The sequence below is a fragment of the Vibrio sp. Vb0937 genome, assembly GCF_033338855.1.
Window position 1 is genome coordinate 125,716 of record NZ_JAWOTK010000006.1, and the last position, 16,871, is coordinate 142,586.

Annotated in this window: 13 protein-coding genes; 8 read left to right on the top strand and 5 right to left on the bottom strand. The window is 45.6% G+C overall.

Annotated elements, in window-relative coordinates; all coding sequences use genetic code 11:
- The first annotated feature begins 362 nt into the window (after window positions 1-362).
- The 7 genes from R7P67_RS11445 to R7P67_RS11475 all read left to right on the top strand — a co-directional run bounded on the left by R7P67_RS11445 (window position 363) and on the right by R7P67_RS11475 (window position 9,142).
- Window positions 363-1,469, top strand: coding sequence for a M20/M25/M40 family metallo-hydrolase (locus tag R7P67_RS11445; protein WP_262652485.1), 1,107 nt, complete (start codon window positions 363-365; stop codon window positions 1,467-1,469).
- 264 nt (window positions 1,470-1,733) lie between these two features.
- Complete coding sequence (locus R7P67_RS11450; protein ID WP_213915741.1) at window positions 1,734-3,344, top strand: peptide ABC transporter substrate-binding protein; 1,611 nt, start codon at window positions 1,734-1,736, stop codon at window positions 3,342-3,344.
- A 143-nt stretch (window positions 3,345-3,487) separates the two neighbouring features.
- Window positions 3,488-4,408, top strand: coding sequence for an oligopeptide ABC transporter permease OppB (gene oppB, locus R7P67_RS11455; RefSeq protein ID WP_262644977.1), 921 nt, complete (start codon window positions 3,488-3,490; stop codon window positions 4,406-4,408).
- Window positions 4,409-4,417: 9 nt separating this feature from the next.
- Window positions 4,418-5,350, top strand: coding sequence for an ABC transporter permease subunit (locus R7P67_RS11460; RefSeq protein WP_005377839.1), 933 nt, complete (start codon window positions 4,418-4,420; stop codon window positions 5,348-5,350).
- A 10-nt stretch (window positions 5,351-5,360) separates the two neighbouring features.
- Window positions 5,361-6,344 carry an ABC transporter ATP-binding protein gene (locus R7P67_RS11465; RefSeq protein WP_171344735.1) on the top strand — a complete coding sequence of 328 codons (984 nt, stop codon included), beginning with the start codon at window positions 5,361-5,363 and terminating at the stop codon, window positions 6,342-6,344.
- Window positions 6,345-6,353: 9 nt separating this feature from the next.
- Complete coding sequence (locus R7P67_RS11470) at window positions 6,354-7,346, top strand: ABC transporter ATP-binding protein (RefSeq protein ID WP_262652486.1); 993 nt, start codon at window positions 6,354-6,356, stop codon at window positions 7,344-7,346.
- Entirely contained in the window at window positions 7,346-9,142 is a 1,797-nt protein-coding gene (locus tag R7P67_RS11475; protein ID WP_017633962.1) for an aminopeptidase P family protein, read from the top strand. Before R7P67_RS11470 ends, R7P67_RS11475 begins: the two co-directional genes overlap by 1 nt.
- A gap of 160 nt (window positions 9,143-9,302) precedes the next feature.
- Here the strand turns inward: R7P67_RS11475 and R7P67_RS11480 are convergent, their stop codons facing one another.
- Window positions 9,303-11,747: a collagenase gene (locus R7P67_RS11480; protein ID WP_017820899.1), complete on the bottom strand. Its 2,445-nt coding sequence runs from the start codon at window positions 11,745-11,747 to the stop codon at window positions 9,303-9,305.
- A gap of 302 nt (window positions 11,748-12,049) precedes the next feature.
- Here R7P67_RS11480 and R7P67_RS11485 point away from each other — a divergent pair, with 302 nt between their 5' ends.
- Entirely contained in the window at window positions 12,050-12,484 is a 435-nt protein-coding gene (locus tag R7P67_RS11485; protein WP_042521922.1) for a hypothetical protein, read from the top strand.
- 120 nt (window positions 12,485-12,604) lie between these two features.
- Here the strand turns inward: R7P67_RS11485 and R7P67_RS11490 are convergent, their stop codons facing one another.
- From R7P67_RS11490 to R7P67_RS11505, 4 genes are all read right to left on the bottom strand, one after another.
- The gene (locus R7P67_RS11490) at window positions 12,605-13,453 is read right to left on the bottom strand and encodes an ABC transporter permease (RefSeq protein WP_006741629.1); all 849 of its coding nucleotides are present in this window, start codon (window positions 13,451-13,453) and stop codon (window positions 12,605-12,607) included.
- 2 nt (window positions 13,454-13,455) lie between these two features.
- Window positions 13,456-14,736 (bottom strand): ABC transporter permease, encoded by a 1,281-nt coding sequence (locus tag R7P67_RS11495; protein WP_318085967.1) that lies wholly within the window; start codon window positions 14,734-14,736, stop codon window positions 13,456-13,458.
- Window positions 14,733-15,854: an ABC transporter ATP-binding protein gene (locus R7P67_RS11500; RefSeq protein WP_005377849.1), complete on the bottom strand. Its 1,122-nt coding sequence runs from the start codon at window positions 15,852-15,854 to the stop codon at window positions 14,733-14,735. The genes R7P67_RS11495 and R7P67_RS11500 overlap by 4 nt, the downstream gene beginning before the upstream one ends.
- 73 nt (window positions 15,855-15,927) lie before the next feature.
- Complete coding sequence (locus R7P67_RS11505) at window positions 15,928-16,842, bottom strand: dihydrodipicolinate synthase family protein (protein ID WP_005377851.1); 915 nt, start codon at window positions 16,840-16,842, stop codon at window positions 15,928-15,930.
- Window positions 16,843-16,871: the final 29 nt, after the last annotated feature.

The window sequence follows — 16,871 nt, forward strand, 5'->3', positions numbered from 1 at the left end:
AACTGCTTATTTTCAATATATTAGATTGATATTTTCGGCTTTACGCCAACACACAAAATGTAAACAAGTTGTTACCTTGGCATTTTATCTTGGCAACGTAGCTCAAAAAGTAAAAGGGGATGGAAAGTCTATTGCACCCTATCTCTATCCGATTTATTCATTTGATCCTGCAAAACATCAAAAGTAATGTTTCGTGACGCTTCATACAGTTCGAAAGACTCATCGGTCAGAATCGTGTCATGGATACCCCTTTATTGATTCACCTCAGTTTTATTCAAAAGTAACTGTGCCATAAGTGGTGCTCTGTTCCCTATCGAGCCGAGCCACAAGGCTTCACGCTCGATCAGAAAAAGAGACATCTAATGACACACATTAATCAAGAACGCCTAGTTAAACACTTTTGCCAACTAGTACGTATCGACAGCGAATCAAAAAACGAAAAACAAATTGCAGAAACACTGGCAGAACAGCTAGGCGAGCTAGGCTTTACCGTACGCAAACTTCCAGTGCCTGAGCACATTTCTAACGGTTTTAACGTGTACGCCCGTTTAGACGGCAAAAAAGACGGCTCTATTCTAATGAGCTGTCATATGGATACGGTCACTCCAGGTATTGGCATTGAGCCAATCATCGAAGACGGCATTATCCGTTCAAAAGGCAATACGATTCTCGGTGGCGATGATAAATCTGGTATTGCTGCTATCATGGAAGCCGTTCGTTGTATTCAAGCGGAAAACCGTGAGCACAAAACGTTAGAACTTGCTTTCACCGTGTATGAAGAAGGCGGCTTATTCGGTTCACAATACTTCGATATGTCACATGTCAATTCAACGGAAGCAATCGTGTTAGACACAGGTGGCCCTATTGGCACCATTGTGACCGCAGCCCCAGGCCAGCAAAAAATCATGGCAAAAATCAAAGGTCGACCAGCACACGCAGGGCTTGCGCCAGAAGAAGGCATCAGTGCGATCATGGTGGCGGCAGATGCCATCAACCAAATGAAGCTGCTTCGCATCGACGAAGAAACGACAGCCAACATCGGTATGGTTAACGGCGGTCAGGCCACAAACATTGTTATGCCTGAATTAAAAATCGTGGCAGAAGCACGCTCCCTGAATGGCGATAAACTAGATGCTCAGGTCAATCATATGATCTCAACATTAGAGTCTGTCTGTAAAAAACACGGTGCAGAAGTCGAAATTGAATCTAGCCGAGCCTATGACGCTTTTGTTATTGAAGAAAACCACCCACACGTAAACGCTATAAAAGCAGCGTTTTCAGAGTTGGAAATTGACGCCTTCACAAAAGGCACTGGCGGCGGTAGCGATGCCAACAACTTTAACAAGAAAGGTCTCACAACGGTCAACCTTTCAACTGGCATGGCAAAAGTACACACGACAGAAGAGTTTATCGCGGTAAGTGATATGGTCAAAATCACTGAGTTCGTAAAGCACTTCCTAGTCAGTTAATGTCGTGCCTTTTGAAGAGCAGACTGACTATCTTCCCCTTCTAGCCTGTGCTTGAAGGGGATTTTAATTTGTATCGAAGCAAAATTACTTCCCGTCATGCCAACTTGATATCAGATCTTCAAAGAAATTCCCCTAGCTCACTTTTTGAGACCAGACAGCTCAATACCCGACATCCTGTTACAGTAATGTTAAAACTCGATTGTGTGGACAATTTATACAATATACATTTCTAGCATCTTTCAGGATGAAAAGAGTGAGACAAGGATGAAATTACCTAAGTTGCTTTTATTAGCGTCGATGATGAGTCCAATACTGGCAACATCAAGCTATGCCGCACCGTATCCCGCAGGTGTGACCCTCGATGAGATACAAGAAATTACGCTAAACAATGGAGCTGAAGTTACTTCTATTGACCCAGCCAAGCAAGCCGCAGAGCCCGCTTTTAATCTCGGTCGAGACCTGTTTGAAGGTCTGGTCATTCAAGATAAGCAAGGTAAAACCATTCCTGGTGTTGCTGAGTCTTGGTCAGTCAATGACAACAATACGGTTTATACCTTCCACTTACGTGATGCAAAATGGTCAAATGGCGAAACGGTCACTGCACAAGATTTTGTCTACAGCTGGCAACGCTTACTGAATCCAAGCACTGCTTCACCCTACGCTTGGTTTGCGGCCATTCCAAATATCGAAAACTCGCAAGCGATTATGAAGGGCGACGCCGCACCCGAGTCTTTGGGCGTGAAGGCACTGGATGAAAAAACGTTCCAGGTAACACTAGAAGAGCCTATTCCCTTCTTTACGAAACTATTAAGTCATCCAGTGCTTGCCCCCGTTCATAAAGCGACCATTGAAAAACATGGCAACCGTTGGACCCAGCCAGAACATATAGTTACAAATGGTGCGTTTACTGTCTCTGAATGGAAAGTTAACGAAAAACTGGTGATGGTTAAAAATCCACATTATTGGGACGCAAGCAATGTAGTGCTGGAAAAAGTCACCTGGCTACCAATTGGTGATGCAAACGTAGTGCTAAACCGCTACCTAGCTGGTGAGATAGACCAAGCGGTTTCCATTCCTGCCGCTCAGAAGAAAAAGTTAATTCAACAACGCCCACAAGAAGTGGCAAGCACCAGTGCGTCTCTTGGCTCCACATTCTATTACCTCAACACTCAACAAGGGCCAACAAAAGACGTGCGGGTTCGTAAAGCCCTCTCATATGCCATTGACCGTCAACTGTTAACAAGTGCTATTTTGAGAAACGGTGGGGTTCCAATGTATACCCTTGTGCCACCTCAAACAGATGGTTTTAAATCTCACACTCCTGAGTTCGCAACTTGGAACCGCCATAAACGTATCGAAAAAGCGCAGCAATTACTGTCAGAAGCTGGATACGATAAAAGCAATCCGCTTAAGTTAACGTTTACCGTACCAACTTTCTCGATGGACGTAAAAATGGCAACCACCATGGCAGGCATGTGGAAAAGCCGATTGGGTGCGCAAGTCACGATAAAACAGCTAGAACCGAAAGTGTTCTACGCACTTAAAGAGCCGACCGACATTACTCGCGGCGGCTGGACGGCCGACTACAATGAAGCCTCTACATGGTTGGATATCTTCGTTTCTAGTGGCGAGTACAACGATTCTCGTTATAACAACCCGCAATACGACGAGTTAATGGCTCGCTCAAAGACCATGAGCAACCCATCAGAACTGTATTTACAAGCAGAAAGCATGCTGATTGAAGACATGGCCATTATTCCTATTTATCGTCCGGGTAACGATCAATACCTCATCAAGCCTTATGTGGGCGGCTACGAACTGACAAACCCTGAGTCGTCGTACTACCGCAAGAATGTCTATGTAAAAGCCCACTAAAAGCATGTTTTCGGTCTGAGTCGGCAAGTTCAATGTTTACTTGCCGTTCCTCATATCTCTCGGTGGAGAAGGCAACCTGAGCTCAGACCATTTTTATTCATAACCGTTCGAAGTGATTTCGGATGACCAAAGGATGATGGATCATGATTTGGTACATTGTTAAGCGATTAGCTATCGCTATCCCCACGCTTCTATTCATCGCACTCGTATCATTTTGGCTGATGCACATTGCACCAGGGGGGCCATTTGATATGGAACGGCCTATGCCAGAGGTGGTACGTGCGAATATCGAAGCAAAATTCCATTTGGACCAGCCCTTCCTTACTCAGTTTTGGATTTACATTGGTAATTTCATACAAGGAGATCTAGGTCCGAGCTTCGTTTATCAAGACTTCAGTGTTACACAGCTCGTCGCACAATCATGGCCAGTTTCAGCAGTATTAGGCGTACTCTCCTTTTGTATTTCCGTTCCACTTGGCATGTCGCTTGGCACCATTGCGGCATTGAACCGAAATAGCCGCCTAGATTACGGCCTGATGACACTTTCGATGACTGGAGTTGTAGTTCCGGCTTTCGTGCTTGCTCCAGTTTTAGTCATGATCTTCGCTATTCAGCTCGACTGGTTCCCTGCTGGTGGTTGGGAAGGGGGAAAACTGGCTTTCCTTGTTCTTCCCGTGCTCAGCCTGGCGATTGGCTCCATTGCGAGTATTGCACGCGTCATGCGTGGCGCAATGATTGAAACACTCAACCAACCATACATTCGAACGGCAAAGGCCAAAGGTTTGTCCACAAACTACATTTTATTCCATCACGCTTTGCGACCATCCCTGATTCCCGTCGTTGCGATGCTCGGCCCTGCGTTTGTGTCTGTCGTGACAGGCTCGGTAATTATCGACATTTTCTTTGGTACAGGTGGCATGGGACAACACTTTGTGTCTGGGGCTCTCAACCGCGACTACGGCCTAGTAATGGGCATTACTCTGATTGTCGCTTCACTCACTATCTTCTTTAACTTTGTGGTCGACTTGCTATATACGATTATCGACCCTCGTATACGCGTTTAGGAGTCCGGCATGTTAACGATCAAAAAACTGGATACACAAGCTCTTCAAGATCAAGTCGTCGACAATATTGAAGCCGTCGAAGGTCGCAGTCTTTGGCAGGATGCATGGACTCGATTTCGTAAAAACAGAGCCGCGATGACATCAGTGTATGTTTTGGCGTTCATTACCTTATGCATCACCTTCGGCCCCTCTCTTGCCGCTTTTGGCCATGATGAAATTGACTGGGAAGTGCTCATCGATCCATACGAGCTAGGGAAACCTTCACTGAGCAGTGGCCATTACTTTGGTACCGATGATCTCGGGCAAGATGTCTTCGCTCGCACGATGCAAGGTGGCAGGCTCTCTATTTTGGTAGGTTTTGTTGGCGCCTTAGTCGCCGTTGTTATTGGTACGATTTGGGGAAGTATTTCCGGCTATCTTGGCGGCGTTGTCGATAGCGTAATGATGCGCATTATTGAGGTGCTCGATTCGGTGCCATTTATGTTTATGGTTATCCTGTTTGTTACCCTTTTTGGCAACAACATCTACCTGATTTTTATCGTGATCGGAATGGTATCTTGGCTGGGCATTGCCCGTGTTGTACGTGGTGTCACCTTCGGTCTAAAAAAGCGAGAGTTCATCGAAGCCGCACACTCTATTGGGGTTTCTAAATTGACAATTGTCCGACGCCATGTTCTGCCTAATGTGCTTGGGATCGTGATGGTTTATTCCTCCTTAATGGTACCAGGATTCATTATGTTCGAATCGTTTTTGAGCTTCTTAGGGCTTGGTGTTCAACCACCAGACACGAGCTGGGGAATCCTAATTTCCGAAGGCGCAAAAACGATTGACGTTGCATTGTGGATGCTGCTTTTTCCCTCTCTGTTTTTAGTTGCCACCCTCTTTTGTTTTAACTTCATCGGCGATGGCTTGCGTGATGCTCTTGACCCGAAAGACCGATAAGGACAAACCCATGCTATCTATTGAAAACATGAACGTGCGCTTCGATACGCCAGATGGGCAAGTGCAAGCGGTCAGTAATCTCTCCTACTCGATTAAAGCGGGCGAAACTCTTGGGATTGTTGGGGAATCAGGTTCGGGAAAAAGCCAGTCTGTTTTCGCATTAATGGGGTTAACCGCGGATAACGGCGCCGTGTCTGGAAGCGCAATGTTCCACGGTGATGATTTACTCGCGATGTCTAAAAAGCAGCTCAACCGCATCCGTGCAGAGAAAATCGGAATGATCTTTCAAGATCCGATGACGTCACTCAACCCATTTATGAAAATTGGCAAACAGCTTTGTGAAGTTCTCATGATTCATAAAGGAATGACCCGAAAACAAGCAAAAATTGAATCGATTCACATGTTGGATGCGGTGCGTATTCCCTCTCCCGAAACTAGGATGAATCAATACCCTCACGAATTATCTGGCGGAATGCGTCAGCGAATCATGATAGCGATGGCCTTGTTGTGTAAGCCCGAGTTGTTAATTGCAGACGAACCAACCACCGCGTTAGATGTAACCGTTCAAGCTCAAATTTTGACGCTATTACGAGACTTACAACAAGAGTTCAACACCGCAATTTTACTGATCACTCACGATATGGGCGTCGTCGCCGAGATGTGTGATCGCGTATTGGTCATGTATGGTGGTCAAAAAATGGAGCAATCAGATACCGAGACATTGTTCGCTCAACCTGCGCACCCCTATACTCAAGGCCTGCTAAAGGCGATTCCTTCCATCACTGAAGATATGCCGCGTTTACCAACCATCCCAGGTAACCCACCAAGTGCGTTGATTAACCATCAAGGGTGTCCGTTTAGAGAGCGGTGCGAGCATCGAGAGACGCGTTGCCAATACGAAACCCCACGGTTTTCTCCATTAAACACGAGCCAGTCCATTGCCTGTCACGTTAACGCACCCAGTGTTATCACTCCTATTCAAATAAAAGCTTAAGGAGGCATTATGAATAAAAGAGAAGTCCTCATGTCTGCTCGTGATTTAAACGTCCACTTTCCTGTTTCGCGTCACCTTATTCCAAGTCAACGTAAAATCGTGAAAGCGGTCAATGGTATCGACTTAGATGTTTATCGAGGTGAAACACTTGGCATTGTGGGGGAATCAGGCTGCGGAAAATCAACGCTTGCACGCGCCTTACTTCGCTTAATTGAACCTACACATGGCGAGTTGACTTGGAAAGATCAAGACATGCGCGGGTTTAGTAAGAAAGAGCTTTCCTCTCGACGTAGAGAATTTCAGATGGTGTTTCAAGACCCATCCGCTTGTTTGAATCCGAGATTAACCATCTCAGAATGCATCGCCGAACCACTGCTCACCCACGAGCCACAACTTAAACGGGCAGAGGTAGAAAAGCGTGTCATCGCTATGATGGATAAAGTGGGTCTCTTGGCGAGCCAGCGAAACCGCTATCCACATGAATTTTCCGGAGGTCAATGCCAACGTGTGGGCATTGCCAGAGCATTAATTCTCAATCCAGATTTGGTCGTGTGTGATGAACCCGTTAGTGCACTAGATGTCTCCATACAAGCTCAGGTCATCAATCTTCTAGATGATCTTAAACAAGAAATGGGGTTAACACTGGTGATGATTGCGCATGACTTAAGCGTGGTGCGCCATATCAGCGACCGCGTTATGGTGATGTATCTTGGTAAACCTATGGAAGTAGGACGTTACGATCAAGTATTTGATGATGCTCAACACCCCTACACCAAAGCACTGTTATCTGCTGTCCCGATAGCTAATCCGCAATTAGCACGTGACCGTGAAATACAACTATTGCCCGGCGATCTTCCTTCTCCACTTAACCCACCGAGCGGTTGCGTTTTTCGTACTCGATGCCCAGAAGCAACAGAAGTATGCGGGCAACAGAACCCAATAAAAACAGGCTCGGAGCAGCATCATATCTATTGCTCAAATATGACTTTAGGAACCATTTAATGAACAATACTAACTCAGTAAACCAACGCCTTACGTTATTGCGTGAGGCAATGTCCTTTCACAACGTGTCTGCATATATCGTGACCAACAATGACCCACATAACAGTGAATACTCAGCGGATCATTGGTTAGCGCGAAGCTGGATTTCAGGTTTTACCGGCTCAGCAGGCGATGTCGTCATTACCCAACAAGGTGGTGGCCTGTGGACTGATGGTCGTTACTATATTCAAGCTGAAGAACAGTTACACGGCACAGGACTTGAACTGTTTAAAGCCAAACAACCAGAAACGCCGACAGTTGCCAAATGGCTGGCTACCACGCTACCAGAAAACAGTATTATCGCGGTTGACGGGCGCGCCATCAGTTACGCTTTTTATCAAGGCCTCAAACAAACCTTTGAAGCGAAAAACATTAAGATCATTCTCGACCTGGATTTACTCACACCGATTTGGCTTGAAAGACCACCTCGCCCAAGTGCACCCGTATTCGAGCACCCCACCGCTTTTGCTGGCGTTGACACTGAAAATAAGTTAGCGAGAATCCGTTCTTGGTTAACCGAGAACCAAGTAGATAGCTTATTAGTGTCAACGCTAGATGATGTCATGTGGACAATGAATATTCGAGGTGGTGATACGAATTACTGCCCAGTTTCTGAAGCCTATCTAGTCGTAGAGCAATCACTTGCGACACTGTTTATTGATAAAGCCAAACTGCCTCAAGACGTTGAAAGAGCGCTGACCGATCAGAGTGTACACATTCGCCATTACAACTACGTAAGTCAGTATTTGAATCAGCAATGTGAGGGATTATCGCTCGCTTTTAACCCGACCCACACAGACAGCTTATTGGTGAGTTCGATTGAAGGGAATGTGAATCTAAAGCCAATGGCTTGCCCTGTAACGGCAATGAAGGCCATAAAAAATGCGACCGAGCTAACTAGCCTAGAACAGGCATTAACAGATGATGGTGTGGCAATCGTAAGGTTTATGAACTGGCTCGAAGAGCAAGTTCCAAGCGGACTCGTTACAGAATTGTCTGCTGAGGCACAACTGAATCACTATCGCCGTCAAACCCGACATTATGTGAGTGACAGTTTCCGCACTATCGCAGGCTTCGCAGCTCACGGGGCAAAAATGCATTATGCCGCCGATGAAGAAAGCAATGCGGCAGTCAATGAAAGCAACTTCTTTCTCGTCGATTCTGGTGGCCAATACCTTGGCGGGACAACAGACATCACCCGTACTTTCCACTTCGGGTCACCGACCATTAAGCAGCGCAAAGATTATACCTTGGTGCTCAAAGCGGTCATCCGACTGACTCAGACTCGATTCATGAAAGGCTCTACGGGTGCCAATCTTGATATCATGGCGCGTGGCGTCTTATGGCAACATGGTATTGATTACAAGTGCGGCACTGGACACGGCGTGGGCATTTGCTTGAATGTTCACGAAGGCCCACAAAATTTCTCGCAAAGCCACCACGAGGTTGAACTAAAACCGGGTATGGTCATTACTAATGAGCCAGGCGTTTATCGCGAAGGTGAGTACGGGGTAAGAATAGAGAACATTCTTAAAGTTGTAGAAGTAGAACAAAATGAGTTCGGCACGTTTTACGGTTTTGAGACCATCACTCTTGCTCCAATTGCGACCAACGCCCTTGATTTATCAATGCTAGATCAAGCAGAGCTAGACTGGCTCAATCATTACCATTCACGAGTCTATCAAGCACTTAGCCCTTTTCTTGATACGCAAGATAAAAACTGGCTTCAACGCACAACCCAACTTATTGAGAAATAGGATATCAGCAAGCTTTATAACGTTTTCATTTTCATCTCAAACTCCTTGTTTGCCAGCCTTCGGGCTGGTTTTTTTATAGAGATAACGGCGTGAAAAACAAAAACGCCCCGCAATGTTAGCGAGGCGATCAATTAAATTAAAATGATGCAGTTAAAATGCCCTACTGACGACACTTCTGAGCATCAAAATCAACGACGATGGCGGCATTCTCAAAGTCACCAGAGACTTTAACGTAGCCCCAGTAGTTACTCTGATTTGACAACGTAATACACTCTCCATTACCAATATTATCTGACCACCCGTGAAGATTAGCACCATCCGGCCAACCAGAGTTACTGTATTCAAGCTTTAGGTTGCCCATACCGTTCCCCGTCGTTATCGCCAGATTTGAGCTCTCATTCACCGCTGGCACGCTCAGCCAAATGGTTTGTTGATTTGCCAAGCAAACAGGCTCTCCTGCTGTTAGGCGCCCACCGCTTACTTTACTTTGCACCGCGCAGTCTTGTGGCAATGTGTCATTACCGCCCAACGTTGAGATAACAACACTATGAGTGGCGGTTGCCGTCAAGCCTTCACTGTCTGTCACACTTAGACTGACCGAATACTCCCCTTCACTCCCATATTGGTGCGTCGGCTTGGTTTGTGTACTTGTCGAGCCATCACCGAAGTCCCATAAGACGCTGACGATCTTCCCGTTTGGGTCTGTACTGTTTTCACTGCTAAATGTAATGCTTTCACCGACTTTCCCCTTGTTGTTTGCGGTTATGACTGCATTAGGTGCACCATTTGAGACAAGGGCTTGCTGCCACTGCTCAAACTCACTTTGATATAAATTCGCCCATTGGGTGATCGTTGCTTTGTAATTGCTCCAATTCCCTTGGCGTGTTTCCACCAGCATTTGGTTTACGTCATCTTTATGATTTTCAAACATAAAACGTACAGCTAAGTACCCCCAACGATAAATTCGATCGACATCAAACCCATCATAAGTAGTCTCGAAAATCTCACTTAAGGTATATGTCGAGCCGTCTAAAATCGTCTCAAGTGCTGCTTGGTTGTCATTTTCTTGAGCGACATACTCTGCAATGCCTTCACTCCACCACACTATTTTTTCAGTTGGATGACTAAACCCTCCATAGAGATCAAATCGACCATCTAAGTAATGCACGTATTCGTGCTCTAAGTTCCAGACAAAGTGATCCGCGTTCGCATAAGAGGCTTCATAAGCAATAAAGTTGGGAATATTCCCCGGCTGGGAAGGATCGCCTTCCAAGTACATACCGCCATTGTCAGTACTAATATCGAAAATTGGCCCTGCGTACTTACCATAATCGGTGCTTGAATCGAAGATATTGACTTGGAGCTGAGTATTGTGGTCATCTTTTACTGGCTGTTCACCAGTTTCTAATGACTGATGAAAGTAACCCTCTTCGTAACCCATTTTAGAACATGCGGCCGCGTGTTGCTCTTGCGTCATATTCTGGGACAATATTCGAATTGTTGGACTACAAGTATAAGTTTGCGATAGCACTAAGCCTTTTAGCTCAGTTTCGAAATTACAAATTCCGAACTCACTACAATCTGCGTAATATGAGGCAGTGTCCGCCGCCGCAAGCCAAACCGCGTCACCCCGACCATACATTTCATACTGTTCAAAGATTCGACTCAGCTGACTCTTCACAACAGAACTCGCGTTACCCGTATACTTGGTTAAACGCCCGAGCTCTCGCCCCGCATTCGCGGCCATGAACTCATCTTCAGCACCGATTGATGATGCCCTCAGAGCAAAATCGCCTAAAGCTTTGGCAAGGTCCGTTTGGTTGCCAATTATTTGCACAAATTGCTCGTTCCACTGCCCACCAAACAAAATAGTGAAAACACCGTTAACTGCATTGCGCATATACCAGTGCTGGGCGTATTGATCATTCCAACGTGTAAGCCACTGGGTCACTTGCGGTAAGTACGCGTGCTGCAAGCCCGCACTATCCATAGTGATGATGACTTCACTAAGCACTTTGCCGTGACGGTCGCTGTTCTCATAGAAGTTTGCGTTATTAACAAACGCATCCACGGATTCTTTCACCGCTGGGGTAACCCATTCAATAAATGAGATGTTGTCATTGTAAAACTCGGCGTAATAACCCGCGCGCAAGTATAAGAAAAACGTTTCGAGTTCATCGCTCCCGCCACCTGTATACCCCTTCGCCAATGTCGTAGTGCGCTTCGCAATGTTGTACATATGATCGGAGCTAAATACCGACTCCTGAATCCGACTTTCAGCAGAGAATAACTGGTTCACGCACGTCGCGCCCTGACTTAAAATTTCGCTGATCAATTGGTTACTGCTTTCGGTAACCAATGCTTCCAAATCACAAGCAGTGCTCGACTCATCAAGGCTTTCAAGTGACTGTACTCGAGTTGCCTTGGAGGGCTGAATAGGGAGAGTTGCGGTTGGTTGGTATTCAACTCGATTGGATTCAACACCGTGTGTATGAGCCGAATGTGCATGTTGCTCTGTAACTTGAGAAACTGGCTCGCTTAACGCAAATACGCCAGTGCTGGTTAATGTTGTCGCAATCGCGACACTCAAAGTCTTCAGTTCCATCTAATTTCTTCTATATTGAGTTTTCCTTAAATGCATTACGTCTTTTGCATCGCCACTGCCCTTATTACTGCAAGAGCATCTCCATATAATCTACTCGCAAGACAAGATGAAACATTTTGTTAACAACTGAACGTGACGGTGTCAGTTTTTGGTACTCGAGTTGCCGTTGCACGAGCTTGCCAGAAATCGATTTGCTTTAGTAATATTGATCAACTAGTTGTTTATCTTTCCATTCAAATATCTTTTATTGCTCCTCACAAAAGCGATAAAATGGTTTCTTTTCTTTTTGCTAAACAACTCCTATGACCGACGCTGATATTGAGCTACAACATCTTTGGTTAGAAGTCCAAGCCGAACGCTGGCAAAACCTGCCACGCTTTTTATTCAGTTACTACTGCTACAAGCACAACCTTGTCAGTAAAACCAACAAAGTTTGTTGGGAGACGGCACGTGCAAGACTGCCCGCTTCAACATCAATAAAAGAGCGAAAAAAGGCGGTGGTTGAACCGTTAGTCTCTGAGGAAACCGTCGTTGGGTTATTGAAATCCATCAGCAAAGATGGGGAAATGACGTTTAACGTGATGGTAACCACACTTAATGCGTTTTTGCACTATGTTGTGATTAGCAAGGAAGAGAAAGCCCGACTTAAACCAAACATGCCAGCTAGTTGGTATCAGCGATCAAACAAGTCGCCTTTGGCACGTTTCGAGCAGGCTGGCATTAATCTACAGGAGTGACATGTCAGTCATCGCTGATGATAAACACAAAAGACAAGCGCCTACAATGAGGCGCATTTGGTCAAAAATTGAGGAGCACCTAAACAAAAGTGCGTAGCGAGCAACAAAGAAAAAGTTTGGTTATTCTTGAATGCCTCGAATGCGTACATTACGCCTACGTAGAACTTCTAAAGTCACGAGCAAACACACCGACATAAAAATCAGCAACGTAGCGACCGCCAATATAGTCGGACTGATTTGCTCTCGAATTCCTGACCACATCTGCCTAGGAACGGTTTTTTGTTCTGCCCCAGTCAGGAATAACGCCACCACAACCTCGTCGAACGAAGTGCCAAAAGCAAACAAGCCGCCAGAAATCATCCCCGGACGAATCAGAGGAAAGGTAATGTGTCTGAAAGTATAAACAGGGTTTGCTCCTAAGCTAGCCGCCGCTTTTACCAAGCTATGGTCAAAGCCGCTTAACGTCGCAGTAACGGTAATGACGACAAAAGGCGTACCTAACGCAGCGTGTGCCAAAATGACGCCTAAATAAGTTTGTGATAAGCCAAGGCGTGTGTAGAAAAAGTACATCGCAGCAGCAGAGATAATGACTGGTACGATCATGGGCGAGATCAACAGCGCCATAATCGTATTGCGAAAAGGCAAGTTACTACTTGCTAAACCCAACGCCGCCAGAGTTCCCAGCCCTGTTGCAACGAGTGTCGCCATAAAAGCAATGAACGTGCTATTTTTCAGCGCCAACAGCCACTGATCACTAGTAAACATTTCTTGATACCAGCGAGTAGAATACGCTGCAGAGTCAAGGTTTAACATCCCCTCGGTAAAAGTAAAGTAAGGCGTTGCATTAAACGATAACGGGATGATGGTCAGAATTGGAGCGATTAAAAAGAACAGCACCACCCCACAAAAAGCTAAGTAACCTGCGTAAGCAACTCGCTCTACTTTTGATGCATAGTTTGGTAATGCCATGGTTATCCCCCTACCTTAAGGTTGTTAATGCCAACCACACGGTTGAACATATAAAACAGAACCAGTACAACGAACAAAAGCAGTCCACCCAATGCGCCAGCCATCCCCCAGTTCAGTGATGTCTGCATATGATAGGCAATCATATTGGAGATCATCTGTCCGCTTCTTCCACCAACCAAAGCGGGCGTAATGTAGAAACCAATAGAAAGAATGAAAGTGAGCAAGGCCCCCGCACCTATCCCAGGTAACGTAAGCGGCATATAAATTTTCATGAACGCAATGAAAGGCGTCGCGCCTAGAGAACGAGCGGCACGGAAATAAGTTGGGCTAATTCCTTTCATTACACTATACAGAGGCAGGATCATAAACGGCAACAGAATGTGAACCATAGACACCACCGTTCCGAAGGTATTGTGAATCATCTGAATTCGCTCAGAAGTAAAACCCGACCAAATAAGGAGATCATTAATGACCCCTTGGTTTTGCAGCAGAACAATCCAAGACGTGGTTCTGACTAATAATGATGTCCAAAATGGCAGCAGCACAATAATTAAAAGTAAGTTCGCGCGCTTATCAGGTAAATTGGCAAGCAGGTAAGCAACGGGGTACGCCATCACCAAACAAATTAAGGTGATTGAGATAGACATCCAAAAAGTTTTAAAGAAAAGGTCGACGTATATTTGGCGTTTTTCTGGTTGGGGCTCAATGTCTCCAAACTCATTCACTTGCAAGTCTAGCGCTGCAAGATAATGACTGAATGTTAATGCGCCACTAAGATTCTTAAACGCCGCCCAATATTTAGGATTAGCCCAACGCTTATCCAGCTTAGCTAGCTGTGTCACCGAGATCGGCAGCGACGTCAACCGAGACAACTTTCTGCCGGTTTTCATGAGTAAACTGCGCATACCAGACTCTTCAATATTCATCCGGTTGGCTATTTTCGGTAGCTCTTTGCTTTGATAAAGCGCAAGTACCTCAACAGAGAATGCCTCAATGACTTCTTGATGAGGCTGACCTTGATAATCCCAACTTTCTAAAGCTTGAATAGTTTGTGGGAGTGACTGGGATATTTCTCGGTTATCCACGCTTCGAAAAAGCATGTCGAGGATAGGAAAAGCAAACGTAAGCAGAATAAAACACACCAATGGCGTTGTGAGCATAATGGAGCGAAGCTTTTTTCGGCGCTCTGCCTTTTGCAGCTGCGCTTTCAGATTGGTTTCTTGCTCATGAACTTGGCGTTCGATTTCCAATACAGAACCTAATGCGGTTAGCTCTCGACTCATGCTGCTACCTCGCTACTTTGAGTTTGTGTCCCATCAAGAGCATGGCAATCGTCACTTTGCCAACCAATACGACAAATTGAGCCAGGCGTTAACTGCAAGTGTTTACGATTATCGTTAGGTACTTTAACGATGAAGTGACCAACGCTCTCTACTTCGACGACCAGACGATAATGATCACCGTGATAAATCAATTCTCGTAGGACGCCCGAGACTTGGTTCTCACAAGACGCTTTCTCTGGTTGAATAACAATCTTTTCTGGTCGAATGGAAAGTGTTGTTCTCTGCCCTTGCTCAGAGACTCTGACAGGTTTCGCAGTAAATAACTCTTTCCCAACGAGCACTTGGCAATACTTTCCGTTCCACTCTTTGACTAAACCTGAGAGTTGGTTGTTTTCTCCGATAAACTGCGCAACAAACGTATTACTCGGAGATTCATAAAGCTCGGTTGGTGTCGCGAGTTGTTGCACTTCGCCGTGATTAAAAACCGCAATACGGTCGGACATAGTGAGAGCTTCGTCTTGATCGTGCGTCACATACAAAATGGTAATGCCAAGCTTTTCATGCAAATGTTTAATTTCCATCTGCATTTGCTCACGCAGCTGCTTATCTAACGCGCCTAGTGGTTCATCCATCAACACGAGTTTAGGCTCAAACACTAATGCTCGCGCTAACGCAACACGCTGTTGTTGACCACCTGATAACTGCTTCGGGTATCGAGTCGCAACATGCTCAAGCTCGACCATTTCTAATACACTCTGAACTTTGCTTTGAATCGTGTCACTGTCGAGTTTTCGCACCTTTAAAGGAAACGCAAGATTCTCAGCAATGGTCATATGTGGAAACAACGCATAGTTTTGAAACACCATACCAATATCGCGCTTGTGCGGCGCGAGATGATTGACAGGAACGCCATCGATATAAATGTCTCCACCGGTCGCAGTTTCAAAGCCTGCTAGCATCATCAAGCAAGTGGTCTTGCCCGATCCTGACGGCCCCAACATAGTAACGAACTCTCCAGGAGTAATATCTAAGTTGAAGTCTTTCACCACCAAATTCGTGCCATCGTAGGTTTTCTTAACGTGTTGAAAGCTGACATAGTCCTTGTTTTCCGTGCTCATGACTTCCCTCTTCTCATTTTTTGAATATTACGAATGAGTAGAGCGTCAGTTAACGCTCTACTAAACAGCACAATTACAGATTGTATTTGGATAGGTCTAAGCGGGTTTCTAACGCATGTTCAACCATTTGAATGACTTGTTGACGCTCTTCACCTTGTAAGAGTTGGCGTGGCGCACGAACTTGTTCAGAGCCACGTCCGCAGACTTGCTCGGCCAATTTTATGCACTGAACCAGCGTAGGAATGGTGTCTAAACGCAGTAGGGGTAAGAACCAACGGTAGATCTCTAACGCTTCAGCATAACGACCTTGGCTTGCCAGTTTATAAATCGCAACGGACTCTTCTGGGAATGCGTTGGTTAAACCAGAAATCCAGCCGGTCGCACCTAGCATCAATGATTCAAGAGCGATGTCATCAACACCACTGAACACGGTAAAGCGGTCATCAAATTTATTGTAAAGCTCGGTGATACGACGAGTATCAGTGGTCGACTCTTTGATAGCTACAATACTTTCAAACTCAGCCAGTTTCGCCATGATATCGAGGTTTACATCGACACCATAAGCAACCGGGTTGTTGTAAATCATGATTGGCATTTCTGGCGTTGCTTCTGCTAGCGTGCGGTAATATTCGAACGTTTCGCTCTCAGACGTGCGGTAAACCATGGCAGGCATCACCATACAACCATCGATACCAATTTTGTACGCATCCTGCATGTAATCAACAGCTGCTGTGGTAATAGACTCTGCTGTACCAGCAATCAAAGGCACACGGCCATTTACGACTTCTTTTGCCGCTTGCAAAACCTGGCGTTTCTCCTCCGGGTACAACGCGCAGTTCTCACCGACAGTACCCAAGCAGATAATGCCATTCACACCATCTTTAATCTGGTTGTCTATAACGGTTTGCGTTGCGTCTAAGTCAATTGACTGATCTTGACGAAATTGCGTACTGACCGCCGGATAAACACCTTTCCAATCAATTTTCATGAACTACTTTCCTTATATGTATATTGTAT

Excerpts from the sequence above, each read along its gene's own strand:
- R7P67_RS11445 (WP_262652485.1), top strand. The coding sequence starts at position 363 with ATGACACACATTAATCAAGAACGCCTAGTTAAACACTTTTGCCAACTA.
- R7P67_RS11450 (WP_213915741.1), top strand. The coding sequence starts at position 1,734 with ATGAAATTACCTAAGTTGCTTTTATTAGCGTCGATGATGAGTCCAATA.
- oppB (WP_262644977.1), top strand. The coding sequence starts at position 3,488 with ATGATTTGGTACATTGTTAAGCGATTAGCTATCGCTATCCCCACGCTT.
- R7P67_RS11460 (WP_005377839.1), top strand. The coding sequence starts at position 4,418 with ATGTTAACGATCAAAAAACTGGATACACAAGCTCTTCAAGATCAAGTC.
- R7P67_RS11465 (WP_171344735.1), top strand. The coding sequence starts at position 5,361 with ATGCTATCTATTGAAAACATGAACGTGCGCTTCGATACGCCAGATGGG.
- R7P67_RS11470 (WP_262652486.1), top strand. The coding sequence starts at position 6,354 with ATGAATAAAAGAGAAGTCCTCATGTCTGCTCGTGATTTAAACGTCCAC.
- R7P67_RS11475 (WP_017633962.1), top strand. The coding sequence starts at position 7,346 with ATGAACAATACTAACTCAGTAAACCAACGCCTTACGTTATTGCGTGAG.
- R7P67_RS11480 (WP_017820899.1), bottom strand. The coding sequence starts at position 11,747 with ATGGAACTGAAGACTTTGAGTGTCGCGATTGCGACAACATTAACCAGC.
- R7P67_RS11485 (WP_042521922.1), top strand. The coding sequence starts at position 12,050 with ATGACCGACGCTGATATTGAGCTACAACATCTTTGGTTAGAAGTCCAA.
- R7P67_RS11490 (WP_006741629.1), bottom strand. The coding sequence starts at position 13,453 with ATGGCATTACCAAACTATGCATCAAAAGTAGAGCGAGTTGCTTACGCA.
- R7P67_RS11495 (WP_318085967.1), bottom strand. The coding sequence starts at position 14,736 with ATGAGTCGAGAGCTAACCGCATTAGGTTCTGTATTGGAAATCGAACGC.
- R7P67_RS11500 (WP_005377849.1), bottom strand. The coding sequence starts at position 15,854 with ATGAGCACGGAAAACAAGGACTATGTCAGCTTTCAACACGTTAAGAAA.
- R7P67_RS11505 (WP_005377851.1), bottom strand. The coding sequence starts at position 16,842 with ATGAAAATTGATTGGAAAGGTGTTTATCCGGCGGTCAGTACGCAATTT.